At 39.3% G+C, this 26,455-nt stretch carries 22 protein-coding genes; 9 read left to right on the top strand and 13 right to left on the bottom strand.

All coding sequences use genetic code 11. The features are described 5' to 3' along the window. Positions 1 to 44: 44 nt before the first annotated feature. Positions 45 to 263, bottom strand: a complete 219-nt coding sequence (locus tag ND2E_RS03090) for a helix-turn-helix domain-containing protein (protein ID WP_033095447.1) — start codon at positions 261 to 263, stop codon at positions 45 to 47. A 517-nt stretch (positions 264 to 780) separates the two neighbouring features. On the opposite strand from ND2E_RS03090, the gene ND2E_RS03095 reads away from it, so the two are divergent. After that, positions 781 to 2,676: a propionyl-CoA synthetase gene (locus tag ND2E_RS03095; RefSeq protein WP_052056943.1), complete on the top strand. Its 1,896-nt coding sequence runs from the start codon at positions 781 to 783 to the stop codon at positions 2,674 to 2,676. A gap of 135 nt (positions 2,677 to 2,811) precedes the next feature. Here ND2E_RS03095 and ND2E_RS03100 read toward each other — a convergent pair whose 3' ends face one another. Further along, complete coding sequence (locus ND2E_RS03100; protein WP_395858454.1) at positions 2,812 to 3,651, bottom strand: pseudouridine synthase; 840 nt, start codon at positions 3,649 to 3,651, stop codon at positions 2,812 to 2,814. Between the two features lie 566 nt (positions 3,652 to 4,217). Here ND2E_RS03100 and ND2E_RS03105 point away from each other — a divergent pair. Next, positions 4,218 to 4,928 (top strand): glycerophosphodiester phosphodiesterase, encoded by a 711-nt coding sequence (locus ND2E_RS03105; RefSeq protein ID WP_033095446.1) that lies wholly within the window; start codon positions 4,218 to 4,220, stop codon positions 4,926 to 4,928. Positions 4,929 to 4,971: 43 nt separating this feature from the next. Here ND2E_RS03105 and ND2E_RS03110 read toward each other — a convergent pair whose 3' ends face one another. The 4 genes from ND2E_RS03110 to hutI form a co-directional block, all read right to left on the bottom strand. Beyond that, complete coding sequence (locus ND2E_RS03110) at positions 4,972 to 6,258, bottom strand: hypothetical protein (RefSeq protein ID WP_223303690.1); 1,287 nt, start codon at positions 6,256 to 6,258, stop codon at positions 4,972 to 4,974. Beyond that, positions 6,255 to 8,603 (bottom strand): bifunctional diguanylate cyclase/phosphodiesterase, encoded by a 2,349-nt coding sequence (locus ND2E_RS03115; RefSeq protein WP_033095445.1) that lies wholly within the window; start codon positions 8,601 to 8,603, stop codon positions 6,255 to 6,257. The genes ND2E_RS03110 and ND2E_RS03115 overlap by 4 nt, the downstream gene beginning before the upstream one ends. 24 nt (positions 8,604 to 8,627) lie before the next feature. Continuing rightward, positions 8,628 to 9,338 (bottom strand): cupredoxin domain-containing protein, encoded by a 711-nt coding sequence (locus ND2E_RS03120; protein WP_052056941.1) that lies wholly within the window; start codon positions 9,336 to 9,338, stop codon positions 8,628 to 8,630. 315 nt (positions 9,339 to 9,653) lie between these two features. Further along, positions 9,654 to 10,910, bottom strand: coding sequence for an imidazolonepropionase (gene hutI, locus ND2E_RS03125; RefSeq protein WP_033095444.1), 1,257 nt, complete (start codon positions 10,908 to 10,910; stop codon positions 9,654 to 9,656). Between the two features lie 198 nt (positions 10,911 to 11,108). On the opposite strand from hutI, the gene hutC reads away from it, so the two are divergent. After that, on the top strand, positions 11,109 to 11,855 hold the full coding sequence (gene hutC, locus ND2E_RS03130) for a histidine utilization repressor (protein WP_052056939.1): 747 nt from the start codon (positions 11,109 to 11,111) through the stop codon (positions 11,853 to 11,855). A gap of 94 nt (positions 11,856 to 11,949) precedes the next feature. On the opposite strand, the gene ND2E_RS03135 is transcribed toward hutC, so the two are convergent. Together ND2E_RS03135 and hutH are read right to left on the bottom strand one after the other, a co-directional pair. Continuing rightward, complete coding sequence (locus tag ND2E_RS03135; protein WP_033095443.1) at positions 11,950 to 13,980, bottom strand: urocanate hydratase; 2,031 nt, start codon at positions 13,978 to 13,980, stop codon at positions 11,950 to 11,952. A 13-nt stretch (positions 13,981 to 13,993) separates the two neighbouring features. Beyond that, on the bottom strand, positions 13,994 to 15,502 hold the full coding sequence (gene hutH / locus ND2E_RS03140) for a histidine ammonia-lyase (RefSeq protein ID WP_033095442.1): 1,509 nt from the start codon (positions 15,500 to 15,502) through the stop codon (positions 13,994 to 13,996). A 138-nt stretch (positions 15,503 to 15,640) separates the two neighbouring features. Between hutH and ND2E_RS03145 the strand changes: the two genes are divergently transcribed. Next, positions 15,641 to 16,537, top strand: coding sequence for a LysR family transcriptional regulator (locus ND2E_RS03145; RefSeq protein WP_033095441.1), 897 nt, complete (start codon positions 15,641 to 15,643; stop codon positions 16,535 to 16,537). A gap of 54 nt (positions 16,538 to 16,591) precedes the next feature. Here ND2E_RS03145 and dusC read toward each other — a convergent pair whose 3' ends face one another. From dusC to ND2E_RS03165, 4 genes are all read right to left on the bottom strand, one after another. Next, a complete protein-coding gene (gene dusC, locus ND2E_RS03150; RefSeq protein ID WP_033095440.1) occupies positions 16,592 to 17,524 on the bottom strand; it encodes a tRNA dihydrouridine(16) synthase DusC in 933 nt (310 codons plus the stop codon). Positions 17,525 to 17,908: 384 nt separating this feature from the next. Beyond that, a complete protein-coding gene (locus tag ND2E_RS03155; RefSeq protein ID WP_033095439.1) occupies positions 17,909 to 18,814 on the bottom strand; it encodes an SDR family oxidoreductase in 906 nt (301 codons plus the stop codon). A gap of 33 nt (positions 18,815 to 18,847) precedes the next feature. Further along, on the bottom strand, positions 18,848 to 19,345 hold the full coding sequence (locus ND2E_RS03160) for a nuclear transport factor 2 family protein (RefSeq protein WP_033095438.1): 498 nt from the start codon (positions 19,343 to 19,345) through the stop codon (positions 18,848 to 18,850). Between the two features lie 31 nt (positions 19,346 to 19,376). Continuing rightward, positions 19,377 to 20,273 carry a bifunctional GNAT family N-acetyltransferase/hotdog fold thioesterase gene (locus tag ND2E_RS03165; RefSeq protein WP_033095437.1) on the bottom strand — a complete coding sequence of 299 codons (897 nt, stop codon included), beginning with the start codon at positions 20,271 to 20,273 and terminating at the stop codon, positions 19,377 to 19,379. A 316-nt stretch (positions 20,274 to 20,589) separates the two neighbouring features. Between ND2E_RS03165 and ND2E_RS03170 the strand changes: the two genes are divergently transcribed. After that, a complete protein-coding gene (locus ND2E_RS03170) occupies positions 20,590 to 21,351 on the top strand; it encodes a class I SAM-dependent methyltransferase (protein ID WP_033095436.1) in 762 nt (253 codons plus the stop codon). A 348-nt stretch (positions 21,352 to 21,699) separates the two neighbouring features. Here the strand turns inward: ND2E_RS03170 and fusA are convergent, their stop codons facing one another. Next, the gene (gene fusA, locus ND2E_RS03175) at positions 21,700 to 23,805 is read right to left on the bottom strand and encodes an elongation factor G (RefSeq protein ID WP_033095435.1); all 2,106 of its coding nucleotides are present in this window, start codon (positions 23,803 to 23,805) and stop codon (positions 21,700 to 21,702) included. Positions 23,806 to 24,569: 764 nt separating this feature from the next. On the opposite strand from fusA, the gene rpsJ reads away from it, so the two are divergent. Genes rpsJ through rplW form a run of 4 tightly spaced genes read left to right on the top strand, consistent with a single transcriptional unit; the run spans position 24,570 to position 26,455 of the window. Beyond that, a complete protein-coding gene (gene rpsJ / locus ND2E_RS03180; RefSeq protein WP_011041723.1) occupies positions 24,570 to 24,881 on the top strand; it encodes a 30S ribosomal protein S10 in 312 nt (103 codons plus the stop codon). A gap of 14 nt (positions 24,882 to 24,895) precedes the next feature. Next, on the top strand, positions 24,896 to 25,534 hold the full coding sequence (gene rplC, locus ND2E_RS03185) for a 50S ribosomal protein L3 (RefSeq protein WP_033095434.1): 639 nt from the start codon (positions 24,896 to 24,898) through the stop codon (positions 25,532 to 25,534). 16 nt (positions 25,535 to 25,550) lie between these two features. Next, positions 25,551 to 26,156: a 50S ribosomal protein L4 gene (gene rplD / locus ND2E_RS03190; protein WP_033095433.1), complete on the top strand. Its 606-nt coding sequence runs from the start codon at positions 25,551 to 25,553 to the stop codon at positions 26,154 to 26,156. Continuing rightward, the gene (gene rplW / locus ND2E_RS03195; protein WP_011041720.1) at positions 26,153 to 26,455 is read left to right on the top strand and encodes a 50S ribosomal protein L23; all 303 of its coding nucleotides are present in this window, start codon (positions 26,153 to 26,155) and stop codon (positions 26,453 to 26,455) included. The genes rplD and rplW overlap by 4 nt, the downstream gene beginning before the upstream one ends.

Raw genomic sequence — 26,455 nt, 5'->3', positions numbered from 1 at the left:
AAGTGAGTGTATTAAAAAAATTCAACTGTGGAAGAGTAATAAAACTACTCTTCAATCTCATCTTCCTCATACACTAAAATATCTCCCGGCTGACAGTCCAGTACTTTACACAACCTATTTAGCGTATCAAAACGAATAGCACGTGCTTTATCATTTTTTAAAATTGATAAATTCTGCGCCGTAATCCCCACACGTTCTGCCAAGGTATTTAATTTCATTTTACGCTTTGCTAGCATGATATCTAGCGTGATAATTATAGCCATAATGACACCAACAACTTCTGTTACGGATAACTTTCAACATGATATCCGACCTCATAAATAACAAATTAATATGACTAAAATGCTCTAGTTTTTGTTCTGCTATCAACATACTACTACTAGCAAATGCAAAAAACTGTCGTTAATATGACCAGTAACATAATGAAAAAATACAAGATATAGCATAAAACAGTCGTAGTCTTAACGCTATGTATTCTTCAATCTAAGGTGTATCAAGATCACAAATTGTCGACACACGGTTCTAAACTAAGACAATAAGTCATTGGTTATAATTTATTTCCAAAGTATTTTAAACATTTCATCTAAAAATAAAGGAAAAGAAAAACAAACGAATTACAACTTATTTTTATTGATAAACATTAAATAACAAGCTAATAACAATAAACATTGAGTAGGGTAAAACATAATATCTAGCTGGGTATTAGCCTAAGGTCTAATAGGCTAATTTTGTCGACAGTTTTAATGTATGTATATCCGAGTAATCTACAAGGCCACTATAATGAAACACATTGAACAACAAGAATTAGCAATCAATTCACCTGAGAGTTACTGGCAAGAGCAATCAGAGCTTGTTGCCTGGTACAAAAAACCTCAAACAATATTGTCAAAAAACACTGACTCTTGGCATGATTGGTTTGCCGATGGTGAACTAAACTCTTGTTATCTTGCGTTGGATTACCATATTGAACAAGGCCGAGGTGCAGATACGGCTTTAATATATGACTCGCCTGTTACAGGACAAAAACAAAAATTTACTTACCTTGAATTGACTAGTTTGGTGGCAAAGTTTGCTGACGTACTTAGATCACAACATGTGACGAAAGGTGATCGTGTATTAATTTATATGCCAATGATTCCACAAGCAGCTATAGCAATGCTGGCATGTGCTCGATTAGGTGCCATTCACTCTGTCGTTTTTGGTGGTTTTGCTGCCAACGAGCTTGCTGTACGTATCAATGATGCGGAGCCAAAAGTCATTGTCGGTGCAAGTTGTGGTGTTGAAATAGCAAAAGTTATTCCTTACAAACCATTAATCGATGACGCTATCGAGATTGCGACGCATAAGCCAAACAATTGCATTATTTTTCAAAGAGAAGAAGTAGAAGCACAACTTGTACCGGGTAGAGACCTTGATTGGCAAGAACAAATGGACATCGCTATCGAAATTCCTCCAGTACCAGTGAAAAGTACTGATCCGCTCTATATTTTGTATACTTCTGGTACCACAGGTAAACCTAAAGGTGTTGTAAGAGATAATGGCGGTCATGCTGTCGCTATGCAGTACAGCATGAAAAATATTTACGGCATGAAAAAGGGAGACACCTTCTGGGCTGCTTCTGACGTTGGCTGGGTGGTTGGTCACTCTTACATTATTTATGGCACGTTAATGGCTGGTTGCACCACAATTGTCTACGAAGGAAAGCCGATTAGAACACCTGACGCAGGTGCTTTCTGGCGTGTATGTGCTGAGTACAAAGTAAATGCATTATTTTCAGCACCAACTGCATTTCGTGCTATAGGTAAAGAAGATCCTGAGGGCGACTTACTTAAAGAATATGATCTTTCATCCCTAAAACGCCTTTTCTTAGCAGGCGAACGTTTAGATCCAGCCACTTACCATTGGCTTAAAGAAAAAACACAATTACCAGTAATTGATCATTGGTGGCAAACAGAAACAGGCTGGGCTATTGCGAGTACGCCATTAGATGATGGCAATGGCAATATCGTAGCAACCAAAGCAGGCTCTGCAGGTTTTCCAATTGCAGGCTTTGATGTACAAATTCTTGATGGCGATGGCCAACAAGTTCCTGCAGGACAACAAGGTAGTGTCGCCATAAAATTACCACTTCCCCCTGGCTGTTTAGCGACTATTTATCAAGATCCAGAGCGTTTAGTATCAGGGTATTTATCAAATCACCCTGGCTATTATACCTCAGGGGACGGTGGTTATATTGATGAAGATGGTTACCTCTTTATCATGGGCCGCATTGATGATGTTATCAATGTTGCCGGACATCGTTTATCTACAGGTGAAATGGAAGAAGTTTTATCTGGGCACCCCGCAGTAGCAGAATGTGCTGTGGTCGGCATCAATGATGCGTTGAAAGGGCAAGTTCCACTTGGCCTAGTGGTAATAAAAAATGGTATTACTGCCAGCGATGAAGAACTCATTAGCGAATTAAAACAAAGCATTCGTGATGACATTGGTGCAATAGCATCGTTAAAGAAATTACTTATCATTGATAGATTGCCAAAAACACGTTCGGGCAAAATATTACGTAAAACTCTTAGGCAAATGATTGATGGTCAAGAAATTGAAATACCTTCAACCATAGAAGATACCCAAGTCATAACCGAGCTTTCAGGAGCTCTAGTCGGAATCAATAAGGGTTAATGTAGAGTCATACCATCTCGTGTAAACAAGTACTCACGCAGTGAAAATTTCTTTATGCGGGATGGTCTTAATAGCTGTGCAATACTTACATAGTCACGCTATGTAAGTATTGCAATAATCATAAGAAGTGTTGACTTAGCCTTTCGTTTTATGACTGTTGTAAGGCCATCCTTCTCTCTGTTTACTAGAAGATTTTTTTGCCGCTGTACTTCGCTTAGTTTTCGATTTACTTTTATCATCAGCATTGTTTATCGAGGCAGATAGTTCTTCAAGCTCAGTCATGTTTGAAGTGGTCTGTTTAGGCTGTGCGGTATTAATGGCTGTTTTACTCGATCCTTGAACAGCTTGGTTAATGTCGGCCATTTCACTTGCTGTTAATTCTCGCCATTGTCCTGGTTTCAGACTGCCTAAACCTACATTCATGATCCGAGAGCGTTTTAATGTTTTCACTTCATAATCTAGATATTCACACATGCGACGGATCTGACGATTAAGCCCCTGAGTAAGAATAATTGTAAACTCAAAGCGGCTTTTAACTCTTACAATACACGGTTTGGTAATGGTTCCTAAGATAGGTACACCACGAGACATTCTTTCGATAAAGCGTTCACTAATAGGTTTGTCAACGGTGACAATATATTCTTTGTCGTGAGCATTTTCCGCACGTAAAATTTTATTAACAATATCGCCATCACTGGTAAGAAATATCAAACCTTCTGATGGTTTATCTAAGCGACCGATGGGAAATATACGTTTCTTATGTCCAATGGCATCAATGATATTGCCACGTACATGCTTTTCAGTAGTGCAGGTAATGCCAATAGGTTTGTTATAGGCAATGTAGATACGATCTGATTTATCAGCACTAATTGGTGCAATATCAAAGCCATCGACTTTAACTACATCACCCGCCAATACTTTAGTACCAAGCTCTGGTACTTTATCATTGATGGTTACCCGATTGGCTTCTATCATTTTATCGGCACTACGGCGCGAACAAAAACCTGAATCACTAATGTATTTATTTAAACGTTTTGGGGGAGTTGAGTTAGTCAATTTAGTCACTGCTCATTTGGTTTTAGTATATCCCCAAGCCACCTGAAGATGCTCATACGTCCCCGAAGGGCTGGTTTAAAAACGCTTTAAGCTGCGTTATTGATTGAAGACGTTTCTATTTCCAGCTGCAATTGGCATCTTCTGATAGCTTGGGTATAATTTCATTACTGAGTATTATACTTAAAACCAACACTAATGTATTAATCATATTTAATTCATACCAAGTCCATTAAGTTATTTCTCACTCAGCGGTAATTAAAAGGCTTAGAGGCAAGGCATTGATTGAAGAGAATGGTTATTCCCTTCTCAAAATCAATAACGATGTATATAAACCTGTTAAACTCGCCCTTGGGAGCTTGTCAAAAAAGCAATAACTTCACAAATTTGTTAGTTATAGAATGACTATACCAGCACAAATTTTATTTGTTCTGGCTTCTCTGACATAGCTCTGAGTTGGGAATAAATTTAATGGAATTGGTATAACTATGTTAATTTTTGCACACCGCGGCGCTAGCGGAGTTGAACCGGAGAATACGCTACGATCCATTCGTACAGCATTAGCTGCTGAAGTAGATGGTATTGAAATAGATATTCATGAAGTTGACGGTCAATTATTTGTTATTCATGATCGATGGTTACATAGAACCACATCAGGCCATGGACAAATTTTTAACTACGATTATCAGTACTTACGCAGTTTAGATGCTGGTGCTGGTGAGGTTATTCCAACCTTAGATGAAGTATTGAAGCTCATTGCTGGCAAATGCACGATCAATATAGAATTAAAAGCGATAAAAAACTTAATGCTTTTATTTTCTTGCATAGATGAAGCAATAAAAACAACGGAGCTATTACGTAGTGATGTTTTATTTTCTTCTTTTAACCATAGGTTATTACATGCTATTCACCAACAGCGCTGTGATTTTGCCATTGGCGCACTGACCGCATGTTACCCATTAGAGTATGCAAAATTTGCTCAGCAGTTAAATGCTTATTCAGTTCACCTCGATGTCGATTTTATTAGTGAGCACTTTGTTGCTGATGCACACAAACGCGGTTTAAAAGTGTTTGTCTATACAGTAGATGAATTAGAAGATATCAATGCCATGAAACAATTGGGTGTTGATGGTATATTTTCAAATTACCCAACCAAAGCCAAAAGCCACATTGCTCATTTAAACGGTAATACTGATTAAGCAAATTAATGAGTATTTAACTATGCATGATAGTCATCGCAAATTAAAAAAAGTAACGAGCGGCCAATTGCCACTGCTTTTCGATTAAGTCTACCGGCTGAGCAGTATAATATCGAGCAGGTCTGTGGCTATCAATCAAGGTAAATTCTGCCGATAAAAACCATGGTTTACTCAAACGGTAACTGTGATTCAAAGTCAGCGCTTGTCCCTGTTCATTATTATTATCACCCCAAGTATTATCATTATCTGTCACTGAAAAATCTTCCACTCGCACCGTACTTTTATGCTTTTTATTCGCCGAAATGGCTTGCCAATTATAGTGTAGTGCGACAAAACCGCTGGCGTAGTCATTGTTAACTACATCCACTTTGTTCTGGCTTTGCATTAAGGTATCACCTGATAAATACTGCGCAGTTAACGATAAGTTTTGACTAAAGCGCCAGCGTGCTCCTAGATGATAAAAGCGTGTTCGCCAACCGTATTGGCCATCAATAACTTTATAAGGTGTGGCTCTGTTATCATAATACCCCGCAGATAACTCTCCTTTCCCTCTTAGTTTCCATTCCCCTCGTACGTGGTAACCGACACGGTGGTCCAATTCTAAAAATGGATCAGATTTATCTGCTTGTCCGGCTAATGCTTGTCCATCAGCTCGAGCAGGAAACCACGGAAAAGGCCGTTTTTCTGTCCAAAGCGTTTGCCGATTACTGATTGTCCAGCCATGCCAAGACAATAACGCGCCTGCGGGGTCATTATTCATAAAGGCGGTAGCTGACACTGATAAATCATACTTATCATTATTTAACCGACCTAAACGAGTTACTTTAAGCTCGGATCCTAATACTCGAATTTCTTCACCAATCCAAGTATTTACAGTAGATGAATCTAAGGTATCTTTACTTGCCCAAGCATAGGCATTATTTTCAAGAGAGATTTCAGGATAGAATATACCTATTTTAGTTTGCAGGCGATAACCTGAACTCGTCGGTAAGGAGCGATATTTTAGGTACGCTTCAGTAATGCCTAGAACAGTGCTCTCTCCACCACCACTCGCTTTAGGGTAGGCATTAACTATGCCATGAGCACTAAAACCATTTTCCCAAGATACCGATATATCTGCACCAAGTTGCGCTAATGAAAAATGCAATCCATCACCTAAGCCAAGTTTACCTTGACCACTATTGAGATAACCTTTGTCGACAGAGTCAATATAACTAACCCTAAGGTCTGCAATGCCATGCACAGTATATTCAGCCGCTTGAGTATTATGTAATGTAACAAAAGTCATTAAAACCAAAAACTGACAAAGCCTTATGCCTGTTTCAATCAAACCATTTCCTTAACATTTTTTTTATTTAACTGTGCTAACAGCCATGGGGTTAGTTCAACGGCCGGTTTTGGTTTACTGATGTAATAACCTTGCGCAAGTTCGCAGTCATGATTTGCTAACCAATTTAGCGCAAATTCATCCTCTATACCCTCGGCAACTACATGCAGTCCCATATTATGAGCAAGCTCGATAGTTGAACGGACTATAATTTGATCATCCTCATCATGTTCTAAATGCTGAATAAATGATTTATCAATTTTTAATTCATGTACCGGTAACTGTTTTAATTGTGCTAACGAAGAATACCCCGTGCCATAATCATCAATAGATATCTTCATACCGTGATTTTTAAACTCAGCCAATATTTTAATTGCTGCTTCAGGGTCTTCTACAACAGAGCTTTCTGTCACCTCAAGGGTAATTTTCTCTGCCGGTACCTTAGCCGCCATAATTGACTGACAGATAAAGTGATGAAAATCGTTCTCTTTTAAGTTTTCTGCAGAAACATTTATCGCTATATTCAAATCAATGCCTTGTTTTTGCCAAGCGTTATATTGAGTCAATGCGGTAACAAAAACCCAGCGTGTTAACGCCTTAATTTGACCGGTTTGCTCTGCAATGTGTATGAAATTATCCGGAGGAACCATACCTAAAGTAGGATGCTGCCAACGAACTAATGCTTCGGCATGCGTTATGGTATTAGTTTTCAAACACATTTTAGGTTGAAAGTGTAACTCTAACTCTCCTGCTGGGATCGCTTGTTTTAAATCATTAATGAGACTTAACCGCTCTACAGTATTCACATCAAGATCTGGGTGGTAAACTTGAACTAACTTGCCCTTTTCTCTGGTACTATTGAGTGCGGTATCGGCCATTTGTAATAATGACTTATCGTCAATTGCATGCTCTGGATAAGCTGAAACACCAACCCGAACTTGCAGCTGCAAACTAATCCCCTGGTAATCAACTGTTGGTTCGAGTTCAGCTCTTAGCTGATAAATAGCTTCTTCAACCTTTAAGTGTTCAACCAACAAGATAAATTCATCTGCTCCTAGATGTGCTAAGGCCTTAAAACTATTCATTTGACACAAGTTATGTAAACGACTCGCCAGCGCTTTAATAACTTCATCACCTACATCATGACCGAGCGTATCATTAACATCTTTCAAGCGGCTAAGATTTAGATGTAAAACCAAAAAGTTTTGCTGTTGTTCGATGAGCTTATTTAATGTTTTATTGAGTTTATTTCGATTAGGCAAATCTGTTAAGGGATCATGATCAGCACGGTGAGTAATCGCTTCTTCTCGCTGTAAAACGGCCGCTTGCATTTGATTAAATTCATCAGCAAGTTGCCCTATTTCATTTTTATCTTTTAGAGTAACTTTTTGTTGATAATCTCCGCTGGCAATAACTTTAGCTTGAGCCACCAAACGTTTTATCGGCTTACTAATAGAGCCAGCAATAAAGTAGGCGCTAGTAAGCGACAACAACAGCGTTAATGCTGCAAGAAATAAAAGCTTCCACCATTGCTCTTGCAATAAGGCGACAAAGTTAGCGCGTAAACCATGCATGGCGACACCAAATTCTTGCTCATCAAACTCCGTAATTAAGGTATGAGTAGCGATATATTGATCAGGGGTCTTATTTTCAATAACCTGTACGGCCAACTTAAGTAATTTATTATAACTTTCATCACTGTTATGACTCTGGGCAATTGAAATGAGCTGCCATGAATCGTCATTTTTAATAACAAAGTCAGTATTTAACCCGGTAATATTTTTAAATTCATCTGCTAATCGCTCATCTATTTCAAAGCCAAAAGCAATCCATCCCAATGTTTTAGCGCCAACAGTAACTGGCGATAAACTCAATTGGTAAAGTGCATCATCAATCATGTACAAATGCGCTGCTTGGCCTGTTTCAAGCCATTCATTGAAACGAAAAGCGCTGTTTCGTTCAGCGCCTTGTCTAATTTTACCTTTGCCATTAACGAAATGGCGTTGTAATTGGCCATTGATGATCCCCTCTGATGAGATTGTCATCGCTAAGTCTGCATCAATACGCTTTCTGTGGTTATTTAAGGCAAATAATAAGCTACGAGTATCTTCATTAAAGACTTCTTTTAAGCCATAGTCTTTCGCTACCGTTTCTGCAAAAGTAGATAAATAAGTCAACCTGCGATCAAATATCTCGGTAAAAATGGTTTTTGCGGTCATTAAACGATTATTAATTTCTGCCGCTTCTAAATTTTTCTTTTCGCTATACAGGGTCCAAAAAGCAATGGCCTGAACCATTATTAATAATATGACAAACAATAAAAATATTTTATTTTGTAAACTCTTCATTCATTAACTTCTTATTTTTTATATCTAATAATCTGAAAGAAAATCAAAATCTTCATCACTTTTTTGCGCAGGAATTTCATCCATACCTTGCTTTAAGGTAACAATAACAGCGTCATTAGTTAACACATCCTTTTCAAGAAACATACGATTATTCTCTGTCCGCATTTGAGGATGCCAAACGACAACGCGATATTTCCCTAACTCTTTCAGCGAAAAACTCGCTAGCCCTTGTGCATCCGTTTTAGCAAAATATGGGGTATCCACGATCAACAGGTAACCACTCATCCAATCATGAATATTACAACCCATAGCAATTTCCGCGGCATGATTGAATTGTGTCTTTGAGTCAGTTTTACCTGCTCGTATTTTAAAAGAGAATTTGTTTTCACTATCAGCTGAATAAATATGATGAGTAATATCATCTTTATTTTCAAAGCTGACCGGTGCGGTACTTTGGCTAACACTTATATAGGGAATGAAGGATTTACTGTGCTGACTAATAGTTACTTTCTCATTCTGTTGAGGTAAAACTTGCCCAGCTAAGGGCTCAAGATACACCACCATATTTTCCAATGGAATGTTTTTTATATTATTAACTTTTACTTGCACACAATTGCTATTTTCGGTTGAACAAGCCTCTGCCGTCCAAGACGTTAAAGAAATAAGCAGAAAGGAAGCAAGAACAACATAATAAGGTATAAGCGCAGAGCGCAAAAGAAAAGGATGGCTCACCATCTACTCCTAGCAAAATTTACTTGAGCGAGCAGTGTATACCAGTTTTGTCTTGGTGGACAATAGTTGTCAGAATGTCTGCTACTTTAACCTAGAAAAGTCATATATCCTGATGTAAATCAAATACGTGAACTTTTCTTATCTCTTTACAGGTTATTCAGCAGACAAGAAACATTACAACAAAGTGGTTAGCTTCCCTAGTTAGTCATCTTTGCTTCAGCAGAAAAAGTGATTCATTCAACTCGCGAAAAATAATCTGATAAGCATAGTTTCAAAATAGTCATGGCTACTACAGTACACTCCCCATGACTGCGCACTTTATTTCTTATTATGCATCAATACTTGCAGCCCATCTTTTATTAAACAACTCAATGGATTCACACCGAATTGATAACAAAGCTCTGCCGGTTGATCAATATTCCATACAGCAATATCAGCATCATAACCAACTGCCAACTGCCCTTTGCTCTCAGACATCCCTAGTGCCTTAGCACCATGACAGGTAATACCTGCTAATGCTTCGGATGGTGTTAATTTGAACAAAGTACAGGCCATATTAAGCATCAGGTGAATATTATGAATAGGTGAAGTGCCGGGGTTGGCATCCGTTGCCACAGCCATAGGTACTTGGTGTTTGCGCAGCAATGCTATTGGTGGTAACTGAGTTTCACGCAGGAAATAAAAAGCACCTGGCAATAATACTGCTGTCATGCCGGCTTTTTTCATCGCTCTAATACCCGTTTCATCTAGAAACTCAATATGATCAGATGACAAAGCATCATAATTTGCCGCCAATTCAGAGGCGCCTAAATTTGATAATTGCTCGGCATGAACTTTTATGGGTAAGTTATGTGATTGTGCAGCATCAAAAACCCGCTTAGTTTGTTCAAGGCTAAACCCTATGCCTTCACAAAATACATCAACAGCATCGGCTAAGTTTTCATTAACAACTTGTGGCAACATTTCTTCGCATACAACATCAAGGTAACCTTCAGCATTGTCCTTGTATTCTGTCGGCAGAGCATGGGCCCCTAAAAAAGTACGTTTAATTGTAACAGGCAGTTCATCTGCCAATAAACCCGCTACTTTAAGCATTTTGATTTCGTTTGATGTATCTAACCCGTAACCCGATTTGATTTCAACCGTAGTAACACCTTGTTGATGTAAAGCCGCTAAACGAGGTAAAGCACTAGCAAGAAGCTCTTCTTCACTTGCCTTGCGCGTTGCAGTGACCGTAGAAACTATACCACCACCGGCATTGGCTATCTCTTGATAACTACGACCTTGTAAACGCATTTCAAATTCATTGGCTCGATTTCCGCCGTACACTAAGTGCGTATGGCAATCAATCAACCCAGGAGTTAGCCATTGCCCTTTACCGTCAATAACAACCACTTCACTATCAGTTGCAGAGAAATCTGCGGGTAAATCACTTTCTTTACCTAACCAAGCAATTTTACCATCACGAACAGCTAAAGCGGCTTGGGTAACTTCCCCATAACTATTACCACCATCGCTCATGGTTGCCAGGTTTACATTGATATAGAGGGTTTGCCAATGTTTTGAATATGTCATACTACTACCTAAGATAAAAAGTATGCTGTAAAATAGACGTCAAGTTTTTCGTTATAAACAACTAACGTATCAGCTTACCAGGATAGAAAAATTTTACCTTGAAAACCCTTAACAATCAACTTGTATATACAAGCATTGCCTTTTCATTAAAGATATGAGATCTTATAAATAAGTTAAACAAACTCGAAATGAATCATAATGGCCTCCGCTAATAATAACTCGAATAACAGCTCAACAAAAAAAGATAAACCAGCAAAATATACTGTTATCAAGCAGTACATTTGTGAAAATATAGAGTCGGGAGAATGGCCACAAAATGCTAAGGTACCTTCTGAGAATGAACTGACACAACAATTTGATGTAAGCCGTATGACCGCCAGACGTGCATTACAAGAACTCACTGCCCAAGGAATTTTAGTACGCTCTCAAGGTGCAGGCACTTTTGTTGCCACATTTAAATCACAATCGTCTTTACTAAAAATTAGGAATATCAGTGATGAAATTAGCGAGCGGGGTCATGAACACAAAGCAGAACAACTGTTACTTCAAGCTATTGCGGTCACTGACGAATTAGCCATTTTACTGAATTTAAAAAATAATGAGCATGTCTATTATTCGGAAATTTTACATTTGGAAAATGGTGAGCCTATTCAGTTAGAGCAACGTTATGTTAATGCTTCGCTAGTGCCCGAATATCTATTACAGAACTTTACCAAAATAACATCCCATGAATACCTTTCTTCAGTTGCGCCTTTAACTGAAGCAACTCATGAAGTCGAAGCTGTACTAGCTGAGCAGCATATTTGCCAACTGCTTAACATTGAAGAAATTGCTCCTTGTTTGCAGGTACGACGTAGAACATGGTCAAAACAGGGCATTGTTAGTTTAGCCATACTCACATCACCAGGAAGCAAGTATCGTCTGGGCAGCCATCTCGTTTTTTAACTACGGCCCAAAATGGGGGACGATTAATAACTACGTTCAGAGGTACGCTACTTTTCATAACGTAACTCTGAATTTTATTCATCTAATTAGTAATTTAAAACGATAGTTTATTTAAAACATCGTCCTCAACTAAATTTGCTAACGTAACTTTAAGCTTGGGTGTACGAGCCATTTCACGTTTAATAGCAAAGTTAGCTTCTTCATTACGCGCCCAACTGCGACGGGCAATACCGTTGTTTACATCAAACAGCAACATGGATTTAAGTCGACGTTCAGCTGCTGCTGAGCCATCAAGTAACATACCAAAACCACCATTGACTACTTCACCCCAGCCGACACCGCCACCGTTGTGGATTGAAACCCAAGTTGCACCACGGAAGCTATCACCAATAACATTGTGAATAGCCATATCCGCAGTAAAACGACTGCCATCATATATGTTGGATGTTTCACGAAACGGTGAATCGGTTCCGCTGACATCATGATGATCTCGGCCTAATACCACAGGACCAATATCACCATTATTGATTGCATCATTAAAGGCTTTAGCTATTTCCATACGACCTTGAGCATCCGCATACAAAATACGTGCTTGCGAACCCACTACTAATTTATTTTGCTTAGCGTCTTCTATCCAAGTGATGTTGTCTTGCATTTGTTGCTGAATTTCTTCAGGCGATTCTTGCATAATATTTTTCAGCACACTCGCAGCAATCGCATCAGTTTTATCTAAATCTTCAGGTTTACCAGAAGCGCAAACCCAGCGGAATGGTCCAAAGCCATAATCAAAACACATCGGGCCTAAGATATCTTGTACGTATGACGGGTATTTAAAATCAATACCGTTTTCAGCCATGACATCGCCACCTGCGCGTGATGCTTCAAGTAAGAAAGCATTACCGTAGTCGAAGAAGTAAGTACCGCGTGCGGTGTGCTTGTTAACCGCATCAGCATGGCGCTTTAAGGTTGACTGTACTTTTGCTTTAAAGCTTTCAGGCTCTTCACGAATCAAGCGATTCGATTCTTCATAGCTAATATCTACTGGGTAGTAACCGCCTGACCAAGGGTTGTGCAATGACGTTTGGTCTGAACCTAAATGAATATAAATTTCTTTTTCATAAAAATTTTCCCACACATCGACAATATTACCAATATAAGCAATCGAAACGACTTCTTTGTTTGCTTGTGCAACTTTCACCCGAGCAACAAGTTCATCCATATTATCGATTAATTCATCAACCCAACCTTGCTGATGACGTTTCGTTGCCGCATTAGCGTTAATCTCGGCACAAACGGTAACACAGTTAGCAATATTACCTGCTTTGGGTTGAGCTCCACTCATACCACCTAAACCAGCAGTAAGGAAAATTTTACCTTGTGGGCTTTCACCTGTTGCTAACACTTTACGAAAAGCATTCATTACCGTAATAGTAGTGCCGTGCACAATGCCTTGAGGTCCAATATACATAAAGGAGCCGGCTGTCATTTGTCCGTATTGAGTAACACCGAGTGCATTAAACTTTTCCCAGTCATCGGGCTGAGAGTAGTTAGGGATCATCATACCGTTGGTCACAACCACACGTGGTGCATCTTCCGATGACGGAAATAACCCCATAGGGTGACCTGAGTATAAATGCAAGGTTTGGTCACTTTCCATCTCACTTAAATACTTCATCGCTAATAGATATTGCGCCCAGTTTTGGAACACAGCACCATTGCCGCCATAAGTGATTAATTCTTCTGGATGTTGCGCAACCGCAGGATCTAAGTTATTTTCCACCATTAACATAATTGCTGCAGCTTGCTCACATTTTGCTGGATAGTCAGCAATAGAACGGGCCTTCATGTGGTAGCTAGGCTTAAAGCGGTACATGTAAATACGGCCAAAGTCTTTCAACTCTTGCGCAAATTCAATGGCTAATTCTTGGTGCCATTCTTTTGGAAAATAACGTAAAGCGTTTCTTACTGCTAACTGTTTTTCATCAACAGACAGAATATCTTTACGTTTGGGCGCACGGTTAGCATCAGCAGGATAAGGCTTTGCTTTTGGCAATACACTTGGGATACCTTGCTTTATGCTTTCTTTAAAAAACGTTAGGTCTTGAAAATTCATCGATGTCTCCATGGTAAGGCCTTCCCTATCTAACTGTAAATGCTTGTGATTTGACTAATGTAACCATGGCATCAATGTCAGGCTTTAATAGTCTATCTTCTTCAAGCTTAGCTACTTTTTCTCTTATCACTTGATGGTTTACCTCAATAAGATCAGAGCATTTATTAGGGCGTCTAAAGTCAATCGCTTGCGCGGCGTACATTAACTCGATGCCGAATATTTTTTCTACATTACCTAAGATTTGGTTTAGTTTTCGACCAGAAATACTGCCCATAGAAACATGATCTTCTTGGCCCATAGACGTCGGTACACTATCAGCTGATGGTGGGAAACAAAGCGATTTGTTTTCTGTCACTAGTGCTGCAGTTGCGTATTGCGGGATCATCATGCCTGAGTTTAAACCGCCAGCAGAAGTCAATAGTCTCGGCAAGCCATGTAAACCTTCTAATAATAGGTAACAACGTCTGTCTGAAATATTACCTAACTCAGCAGCAGCTATTGAGGCATAATCAAGTACCATGGCAAGGGGTTGTCCATGAAAACTTCCCCCTGAAATAGCTTCTTCGCTACTGATAACTATTGGGTTATCCGTGACAGAGTTCATTTCAATTTCAGCGAGCTCTTTTAAGTGATAATACGCATTACGTGACGCGCCATGCACTTGTGGAATACATCTTAATGAATAAGGGTCTTGGACTCGTTCACAGCCTTCATGAGCAGCCATGTTTTGAGAATCTTTAAAGAAATGTCTCATGCGCGCAGCAACTTCTAAGTTACCTTTAAATGCACGTGTTTGATGTAGCTCTTCTCTAAATGGTGATTCGCTACCTTGCATACCCTCGATACTCATAGCACCGGTCAAGTCAGCAAGTTCTAATAGATAACGCATCTTTGTCAACGCAGTGATAGCGTGTGATAAAATAAACTGAGTCCCGTTAATTAACGCTAAACCTTCTTTTGCTTGCAGGTCCATAATGTCTAAACCGTTTTCACAAAGTAGCGGTGCTGCAGCAACTATTTTGTCATCTTGTCCCGCTTCACTTTGCCAAAATTCACCTTCACCTAGGAGTGGTAAAAATAAATGAGAAAGTGGTGCTAAATCTCCCGACGCTCCTACTGAGCCCTGCTCTGGTACAACAGGGATCAAATCAAGATTGATAAACGCTAACATACGTTCTACAACCTCTAGGCGAATACCGGAAAACCCCTGACTTAAGGCATGTACTTTAGTGATCAGCATCAGCTTTGAAATTGCTTTTGCAATTGGCTCACCAACACCTACGGCATGGGTTATAAGCAAATTCTTTTGTAATAAATTTGTATCTTCAGGCGAGATTTGTGTATCACATAAAGGACCAAAACCCGTATTGATGCCATAAACAGCCTTATCTGACGCGGCCATTTTCTCAACTCTTTGACGGCTTTTGTTAATTTTATCTATCGCTTCTTGGCAAAGCTCTGCTTGGATACTGCCGTCAGCAATACCATTAACAATATCAAGATTTAAACGGTCAATACCATATTTAAATGTCATCTGAATGTTCCTAACTATTTATATGTTATATGCACAAAGTGCTTTTAATGTGTTTATTTTATCTTGCTCTCTATGTTTTATAAATAGATAATAATCGTAATTCATTCCGAGTTTACCGAACAAAGAAAAATAAATATTATGCAAGTTCATGACGTAGATTTACGTTTACTGAGAGTATTCGTCGCTATTGTTGAATGTGGCGGTTTATCTGCGGCAGAATCTCGCCTCAATATAGGTCGCTCTACGATTAGTGCGCATTTATCAGACTTAGAAGTTCGTCTAGGCATCAAATTATGTAAACGCGGCAGAAGTGGCTTCGAGTTAACAGAAACGGGGCGAGTAACTTATCAAGCTTCACTAGAATTACTGCAACAATGTGAAGCTTTTACCAGCACGGTTGCGAGTTCAAAACATGAGTTATCAGGGCGAGTCACTATTTCGACTATTGATACTTTTGTCAGCGATCCTCGCTGTGGTGTTGCTCGGGTAATTTCGGCATTAAAAGCAAAGGGAGATAATATTCAGTTTGATATTAATGTTTGTGAAGCACGTGAAGTAGAAACTTCGGTTGCTAATGGCCGCTCACTAGTTGGTCTAGGGGTGAGCCGTCATCACCTACGTGGCTTGGATTATTATCCATTGCACAATGAAACTAACTATTTATATTGCGGCAAAGGACACCAATTATTCGACTGTACTCCGTCAGAAATAACTAAATTACTTGAAACAGCGGAAGTGATCACCAGTAACTATATGCGTGATAAAGAAGTAAGAAATGATGGTTTAAACTACCAAAATAGTGCTACTGCCTACCATGATGAAGGCATAGCACACCTCATTTTATCAGGTGAGTTTATTGGCTATTTACCAGAGCACTATGCGAGTTATTGGGTTGATAAAGGTTTGTTTAAGCCAATCCTTCCTGAAAAATATTCTTATCAAATTCCGGTGATGCTGATCTCTTCAAAAAACAGCAGTGTATCGCCACTGGCAAATGCACTGATAGAAGAAATTAAGCGCTGCCATTCGTTTTAAAAACGAACAAAAAAGGCCAACAAATGCTGGCCTTGTTAACACTATCAATCTGCTTTATAGCGCTGCTCTAATATCTTCTGCTGTATTTAATGTTCTAACTTCACCAAATAAGGCATCTGCTTCCTGATAATGATTCTTTAAATATTTAAGCCACTGTTTAATGCGATTAGGGAAATATTTACTTTTATCACCACGGGTTTCACATTCAGTATAAGCCAACAGCAAAGCTTGCACGTCAAACCAAGGCATTACATCATCTTCTTGTTTAATAACTTTACCTAAATTAGGCATGGTTAATGCGCCGCGACCAACCATCACATCAGTACAACCTGAAATTTCTCGACACTTTATCGCATCTTTAAGGTTCCAAATATCACCATTAGCGATGACGGGAATTGAAATCTCATTTTTTATTTTCGCAATCCAATGCCAATGCGCAGGTGGTTTATACCCTTCTATTTTAGTCCGGGCATGAACAGTCAATTCATTAGCACCGGCAGCTTCAACCGCTTGTCCATTTTCAATGGCTAGGCTTTTGTCCTCATAACCTAAACGAATTTTAGCACTCACCATAGTATCGCTAGGTACAGCTTCCTTAACGGCTTTAACTATTTGATAAAGGTTTTCCGGATCTTTTAATAAAACAGCCCCACCTTGGTTTTTATTGACCATTTTAGATGGGCAACCAAAGTTAATATCAATGCCATTAGAGCCAAGTTCTACTACTTTAGCAGCATTTTCAGCCATATATTGAGGATGCTGTCCAAGTAACTGCACCCGAACAGGTGTTCCCGCTTTGGTCGTGCAGCCATAGGCACCCGCTTCTTTTAATTCAGGACAAAAGCGATAAAAAGCGTTGTCTGAGATGACTTGATCAACAATACGAATAAATTCGGTAACACAGAGGTCATAACTGCCAACTTGAGTTAATAAGTCTCGCATTAAATGATCTAATACGCCTTCCATCGGCGCAAGTACAACACGCATCAGTATGAAGACTCCTTAGTTGAGTTTAGTGCCTTTGTGGTTTTATTTACTCGAAGACGAGCATAGAGTTTTTTAAGAAAAAAATAGAAAAATAAGGTTAAACAAGCGATCATTAGGTGAACAAATAATGTGTATGGCTGTAAACTTTTTTGCCAAAAAAACACTGGCCCTGAATAAGTCACAGCGCATAAATCCAGAATAGTGACATGGGCCCATATGGCAATAAACACTAGTTTAGCTTGATGTCGAATTAAGAATTTTGTCGGGAATAACTGCAAAAGTTGGCTCTTCAATAAATATCGGCGCTAGTATATCAAAAGTACCGACACCCTGTGCAATAATCACTTTGATAAAAAGAATTGTCATTTGAATTGAAAAATAAAATTAGTCTGCTTGCTCAAGCCATGTGAGTAAATCATCATAGACAAATGAATAAGCTAAAGCAGACTGAGTTTTTTTGCCCGAGACGATTTTAGGAGCATTTCCTCCTGATATATCATTATCATCAAAGATAGGTCTAGGTAATTGCAAAGATTTCGCTGCTGCTTGATAGTATTGTTTTTTAGTAATATGTGTTGAACTGACACCATTAAAAATGCCACCACAAAGTTCACTTTGTAATAATGCATCAATAAGACCAACAGCATCTTGCTGGTGAATTAAGTTAACAATGGCTTGAGGGCTTTTTAGCATTCGGCCATTTAATAAAAACTTTCCAGGGTGGCGTTTTGGCCCAACTAAACCAGATAACCTGAGTACATACGCTTTTTTATTGTTTAAGTCATCAGGTAAGCTAGATGCCTCTTGAGCATGACTATTAAAACCGAGTACTGCTTGCTCCGCTTGATTTAAGAGAGAAACTTTATCAGCCGACATATCTAACATGCTGTCTTCTGCTACTTTCCCTGATAAACCATTATATACCGCACTGCTACTCAGTAAGATAATCTTCTCAACACAGTTACTCGCTTTAGCTGACTCAACTAGCTGTTGGATTTTATCCGCATAATCAACACGCCCTTGTCTAAATTGTGGCGTAATGGCGACCACTAGACATTGTTGTTTGAAAATGGCGTGGCTATTTAACAGAGCTTGTTCTGCAGGTAAGGATAAAACTTTCGCGTGTATACCTTGGTTATTTAATTGTTCGGTATTTTCAGCATTGCTGCGCGTAGCAAGCACTGCTACGCGCCGTGCCTTAAAGTGATAAGCTAGTGAACTCCCTAGCCATCCGCAGCCAATGATACCTACCGAGGATAGACCATTATTCTTCAATACGTTGTCAGTCATTGCATTGCTCATTATATTTATTTTAAGGGGATGCTACTTACTCTGCTCAAAGGCTTTTATCTGCTTAACCAACGCTTTGGCTAACCCATTAGGCATAGGGATTGATAGGTTGTACTGGGATATCTTCCAGCCTTGCTCCGTTTTAACCAATAGTCCAGAGCCGCGACAGGTGCCATAACTTTCGCTAAAAAGTATTTCATCAAAAAAGGCTACTTGCCCTTGTTTAACCACACTGATATTGCGCTCTACAGGCGTATACAGCCAGCCCTTACCCTGTGAAAAATATGGCACGACAAAAGCCTTAAATTCTTCTTTGCTCCAGCGCTCAGTTGCATCCGTTCCAAGAAAAATGGCATCTTGACTAAGTAGATTAAAGTAAGGCTTTGCCTGGGCATCAGCGGCTGCTTGATGAAAGCGATTTAAAACATTATCAATAGTTTGTTTATCATTAGCAGCTAAAGTAGTAACACTCAACAAACCAGCCATCAGTGCACATATGGCCACAAAGACTGGTAAACTATATTTTCTCATCTCTTTTTCTCTTGTAGTGTCAGGATTTTCTTCAAATTTTAGGGGCTATTACCGCATAATTTCCGGTAAATGTCGCCGCAATATTTTCACCATTATAAAGATGAACCGTTAAATGAATACGGGCATTTTTTCCTAGGGCTAATCGAGTAAAGTCACCTGAAACTGATTCAGTAACAACCTTTGCATAACCAATACCAGCTATCGGCGCGTGGTATTTGATATCCGCCTTAGCCAAGACGATATCGCCTGTCAATTGCTGCTGCTGTAACTGCAAATACACCCAACCCCAACCTGATAAAGTGGCCAAAGTATAAATACTTCCCGCAAACATAGTATTATGCAAGTTTTTATTAAAGACACCATCACAATGCGTAATGAGCTCTTCACCATCAAAATAACTAATTTCAATATTCATCGCTTTACTGAGCGGAATAGTCTCATGCCAAACATCTTGTAGGACTGTCGAGGCTTGCAGTTGATGATTATCAGCATGAGTTAACACTTTACTCATGGTAAAATGTTTAATTTCATCAAATAATAAGTGTGAAAAACCTTGTAGGCTATAACCCAATTTTTGGTAAAAGCCCACCGCATCTTCTCGCGCATTCAAGGTAACCACAGTTATACCTAACTTTTGTGCTTGGTATTCAAGTGAAGCTATAATTTGTTGCCCCAGCCCCTGCCCTTGTGTGTTGCTACTTACCGCCATAAAACGAATTTGACCAGAGAACTGGCTAGTCTTTTCTAATCGCCCCACAGCAAGCACATTATCATTAGCATCAATAATCATGCGATGTATGCTTTCTTGCTCTAAACCATCACGTTCGCTACCTAAAGGCTGATCCCATGGCTTACGCAGAATTTGCCAACGTAGTTGGTAATATCGTTCAAACTCTGGAACAGTTTTTGGTGACCTGCAGACATTCATTGACTATCCTTACACTTATTCATATATATACCCATGTTACCTCAAAATTCAGGATTCAGCTGGAATTAGAAACGCTTTTAGGCAAGACATTGATTGAAGATAATAGTTTTTCTATTGTCGAAATCAATAACGTAGCATAAAGTGTTTATAAACCAGCCCTGCGGGGATGCCAGATAAAATAATGTTTATCATTTCATCTATTTTTAAGGGAACAACCCTTAATAAAAAGATGCGTCTTGATCATTAATCTATCTGGTATCCTGAAACTCGAATTTTGAAGTATCATGGGTATAACATTTAATTTAGGAATTGGCTTATGCAGTTAGCGAAACACTTAACCCAAGGCAGGTTAGTGTATTTAAGCCAACAACAAGATGCAATAACGGTGAGTGAAAATGATTCTTATCGTTGGATGGCATTTAGTGACGTAGTGCAAAGTGTAATGCACCAACGTAATCCTTGGCAATTAACCCTGCCACATCAGATAGCCTTACTTTTACCATTATTATTTTCCAAGCCTGTGCGTATTATTGAACTGGGATTAGGTGGAGGAAACCTCACTCGATTTTTACAGCATTTATCGCCAGAAATAATGTTAACCACCGTTGAACACAGTCAAGAGGTTATCAACAGCTTTACTCAGTACTTCAACCCTGAACACGTTGCTCTTGATATAATATGTGCTGATGGCATGACTTGGTTAGCTAAGCAGGATGCTAACGATATTGACTGGATAATTTGTGATGTTTACCAGTCTCAAGAATTTGGTTTTAGTTGCATCGTCAGTCAGCTTGAAATGTTAACTAGTAAATTAGATTCACAAGCCTGCCTATCAATTAACTTGCCTGATATCAGTGATAGTGATATTAACTTATGCTTAACGATCTTACAGCAGCTGCAACCAAATCATCATATAACCTATTTCAATATTCCTAATTATCTCAATATTGTTATTCATTTAACGCCTAAGCACTGGCAACTTCACAGGTTAATAAAGCGTAATAAACAGAGTTACCTTACTCCAATTACCATTCAGCGTTGGCGACGATTTTGGCCTCATGGCCTACAACTCAATTAGGAACCGTTAGCAGCTTTAATCCAGCAAGCACATATTCAACTATCGAATATGTGCTTGCTAGGACAAGGCACTTGCATTGTTAGTTAAGAGAATTCCGTTGGAATTTTCTCATACCCTACCATTTTCGCCCTTGGGAGCTTGTCAGAAAAGCAATAACTGCACAAATTTGTGAGATATAGAATGACTATACTAGCACAAATTTTATTTGTTATAGCGCTTCTGACATAGCTCTGAGGTGGGAATAAATTCAATGGAATTGGTATTATTACCTTTATCCTTAACTATCAACTTTCAGGCAATAAAAAAGGATGCCGAAGCATCCTTTTATCAAAAATAATTAAGTGTTAATTATTTTCTAGCAGCGTCTTTAGCAGCTTTTTCTGCTTTAACTTCTGCGATAACTTCTTCAGCTACGTTGTTAGGACAAGGCATGTAGTGAGAGAATTCCATAGAGAATTGACCACGACCTGATGTCATTGTACGTAGAGATCCGATGTAACCGAACATTTCTGAAAGAGGTACGTCAGCTTTAATACGAACACCAGAAACACCCGCTTCTTGGCCACCGATCATACCACGACGACGGTTTAAATCACCGATAACATCACCAACGTGATCATCAGGAGTAAACACATCAACTTTCATGATAGGTTCGATTAACTGAGCACCAGCTTTAGGAATTGATTGACGGAAAGCACCACGCGCAGCAAGTTCAAATGCAACAGCAGATGAATCAACCGCATGGAAGCCACCATCGTATAATTCAATTTCAACGTCAAGTACAGGGAAACCAGCAAGAACACCAGTATCCATCATGCCTTTAAAGCCTTTCTCGATTGCTGGGAAGAATTCTTTTGGAACGTTACCACCAACAACAACTGAGCTAAATACGAAACCAGAACCAGGTTCGCCAGGCTTGATACGGTAATCAATTTTACCGAACTGACCAGAACCACCAGATTGTTTCTTATGTGTGTAAGAATCTTCAATTGCTTGCGTGATAGTTTCACGGTAGGCAACTTGTGGCTTACCAACTTCTAATTCAACACCGTAGGTACGTTTTAGAATATCTACTTTGATATCTAAGTGAAGCTCACCCATACCAGATAAAATCGTTTCACCTGAATCTTCATCAGTTTCAACTTTAAAGGTAGGATCTTCTGCAACCATTTTACCGATAGCTAGACCCATTTTCTCTGTAGAACCTTTATCTTTAGGTTTAACTGAGATAGAGATTACCGGCTTAGGGAATACCATCGCTTCTAAAACAATTGGGTCTTTAGGATCACATAACGTATGACCTGTTTGAACGCCACTCTTCATACCAACAATCGCGATGATATCACCAGCTTGTGCTGAAGTAAGCTCGTTACGGTCATCAGCCTGCATTTCACACATACGGCCAACACGCTCAGTTTTACCTGTTGCCGCATTAAGAATAGTATCGCCTTTCTTCAATGTACCAGAATAGATACGTACGAAAGTTAATGTACCAAAACGGTCATCGGTGATTTTAAATGCTAACGCTTTAAATGTTTCATCTGCAGAAACAGTCGCTACTGCACCAGTAGGTTCACCTGCTTCATCAGTAAGTGGTTGAGCATCAACTTCTGTTGGTGAAGGTAAGTAATCAACAACAGCGTCAAGAATGTTTTGAACACCTTTGTTTTTAAATGCAGAGCCACAGTAAGTAGGGAAGAAGTCCATAGTACGTGTACCTTTACGGATACAACGCTTGATCTCTTCCATTGAAGGCTCAGTGCCTTCTTCTAGGTATGCTTCGAAAAGATCATCGTCTTGCTCAAGTGCAGTTTCAAGAAGCATTTCGCGGTATTCTTCAACTTTGTCAACCATGTCCGCAGGAACATCTTGAATTTCAAAGTTTTCAGGAAGACCTGTGTCATCCCATACCCATGCTTTACGGGTAAGAAGATCAACAACACCAGTAAACTCATCTTCAGTACCGATTGGTAATACCATAACAAGTGGGTTAGCACCTAATACGTCTTGAGTTTGTTTAACAACACGGTAAAAATCAGCACCTAAACGGTCTAACTTGTTTACAAAGATAATACGGGCAACTTCTGAGTCATTCGCATAACGCCAGTTAGTTTCTGATTGTGGCTCAACACCGCCAGAACCACAGAATACACCTACGCCACCATCAAGTACTTTAAGTGAACGATATACTTCAACTGTGAAGTCAACGTGACCAGGAGTATCGATAACATTGAAACGGTGATCGTTCCAAAAACAACTTACCGCAGCAGACTGGATAGTAATACCGCGCTCAGCTTCCTGTTCCATGAAATCAGTTGTTGACTCACCGTCATGTACTTCACCAGTTTTATGGATCTGACCGGTTAATTTTAGGATACGTTCAGTTGTTGTGGTTTTACCAGCATCAACGTGAGCGAAGATACCAATGTTTCTGTATTTGGATAAATCTGCCATTACATTACTCTACTTAGTTTAAGGTCTATCCCACTTTTACTTCTTATACTTATATATAAGTTAAGTAAGTTAAAAGCAGAACTTGTTGAAAATTTGCGCGCGAGTATACCATTAACAAAAGCAAATCCATAGAAAATTGATAAATAAATTAATAAAACAAGTAGGGGCTTAACCTGATCACTAACTTCTGCTTATATAGAGCAACGTAATAGTTGAGTTAATATTTTATCAGTAAACTGAAATGACAAAGAAAATTAAAAGCCACCACCTATATACAGAATATTTCACTTGTTCAAATAAACGATAAGTTAAAAGCAACAAGTAATGCTTATTATTGGCTGTAACATCTTCAATCATTGCATCCCGTATCTTATCTTTGCTTTATTATTGTTTATCTATTTGGCATATGCATAACCCGCTCGTTATACATACTTATTCTCTTAACACAGTACAACATTTTGCGCTAGTCAGCTAATATCAGCAGGTGCAAGTCTGGTTTTTCATAATAAGCAATAAATAACTTGCACAGGAGAAGCTTTCTTGTATAATACGCGCTCGCATTCAGCCAAATTGAGTGTGTTAAGCTAAAAACTGTTACTAAAAAGTAAAGTTTTGAGGCACTAAATAAATAAGATTTAATTTCTATTTATTTCACAGCAACTCTAATTTTGAGTTGAATGTTTTTTAGTTAATACACCCCCTTCCGGCACATAAGGAAGCAGAGGGATGTATTTTTTTGTTCTTTTAAAAGGGGATTTGTCTTCATGTCAAATCAAAGAATTCGCATTCGTTTGAAAGCGTTCGATCATCGTTTGATTGATCAATCTACAGCAGAAATCGTTGATACTGCAAAACGTACTGGCGCACAGGTTCGTGGTCCAATTCCACTTCCTACACGCAAAGAACGTTACACTATCTTGACTTCTCCACACGTTAACAAAGATGCGCGAGATCAGTACGAAATCCGTACTCACAAACGCATGATTGATATCGTTGAGCCAACTGAAAAGACTGTAGACGCATTAATGCGTTTAGATCTTGCAGCTGGTGTTGATGTTCAAATCAGCTTGGGCTAAGGGGAGTTTTAACAATGACTATAGGTCTAGTTGGACGTAAAGTGGGTATGACTCGTGTCTTCACAGAAGACGGTGTTTCTACCCCTGTTACTGTTATCGAAGTTGAAGCAAACCGTGTTGCTCAAGTTAAAACAGTAGACAACGATGGTTATTCAGCACTACAAGTTACAACGGGCAAGCGTAAAGCAAGCCGTGTAACTAAACCAGCTGCTGGACATTTCGCGAAAGCAGGAATAGAAGCAGGCCGCGGCTTGTGGGAATTCCGTTTAAACGAAAATGAAGGTAGTGATATTGAAGCTGGCAGTGAAATCACTGTTGAAGTATTCAATGACACTAAATTAGTAGACGTTACTGGTACATCGAAAGGTAAAGGTTTCCAAGGCGGTATTAAACGCTGGAACTTTACTATGCAACATGCAACGCATGGTGTTTCGTTATCACATAGATCTAACGGTTCGTTAGGTCAGTGTCAAACACCAGGTCGTGTATTTAAAGGCAAAAAAATGTCTGGTCACATGGGTGCTGTGCGTTGTACTACACAAAACCTTGAATTGGTTCGCGTTGACGCAGAACGTAACTTGTTGCTTGTTAAAGGCGCAGTTCCGGGTGCTATCAATGGCAACGTAATCATCAAACCAGCTGTTAAAGCTTAGTCCAGGAGATTTTGTGATGGAATTATCATTAAAAGACGCATCAGGTGCTCTTGAAGTATCTGAAGCAACTTTTGGACGTGAGTTTAACGAAGCGTTAGTACACCAAGTAGTAGTTGCATACGCAGCTGGTGCTCGTCAAGGTACTCGTGCTCAGAAAACTCGCTCAGAAGTTAGCGGCGGTGGTGCAAAACCATGGCGTCAAAAAGGTACTGGCCGTGCACGTGCTGGTACTACCCGTGGTCCAATCTGGCGTACAGGTGGCGTAACATTCGCTGCTAAACCTCAGGATCACAGCCAAAAAGTTAACCGTAAAATGTATCGTGGTGCTATTGCTAGCATCCTATCTGAACTAGTTCGTCAAGAACGTCTAGTTGTGGTAGAGAACTTTTCGGTAGAAACGCCTAAAACTAAAGATTTAGTTGCTAAGCTAAAAGGCTTAGAGCTTAAAGACGTATTGATTGTAACGAAAGAAGTTGACGAGAACTTGTTCTTATCAGCACGTAACTTATATAAAGTTGACGTTCGTGACGTTGCAGCAATTGACCCTGTAAGCTTAGTTGGTTTCGAAAAAGTTTTAATCACTGCTGATGCAGTTAAAGAAATTGAGGGGATTTTAGCATGATAAACGAAGAACGTTTGTTGAAAGTGCTTTTAGCACCAAATATCTCTGAAAAAGCAACTACCGCTGCAGAAGCAAACAACACTGTTGTTTTCAAAGTAGCTACAGATGCAACTAAAGCTGAAATTAAAGCAGCAGTTGAGAAACTTTTTGAAGTTACAGTTGAAGGTGTTAATACACTTAATGTTAAGGGTAAAGTAAAACGTACCGGTGCTCGTTTTGGTCGTCGTAACGACTGGAAAAAAGCCTACGTTACTCTTGCAGAAGGTAGTGACATCGACTTCGTTGGCGCGGAATCATAA

This window comes from Colwellia psychrerythraea (assembly GCF_000764225.1).
Classification (GTDB): Bacteria; Pseudomonadota; Gammaproteobacteria; order Enterobacterales; family Alteromonadaceae; genus Colwellia; species Colwellia psychrerythraea_D.
This window is presented reverse-complemented; position numbering and strand designations above follow the sequence as displayed.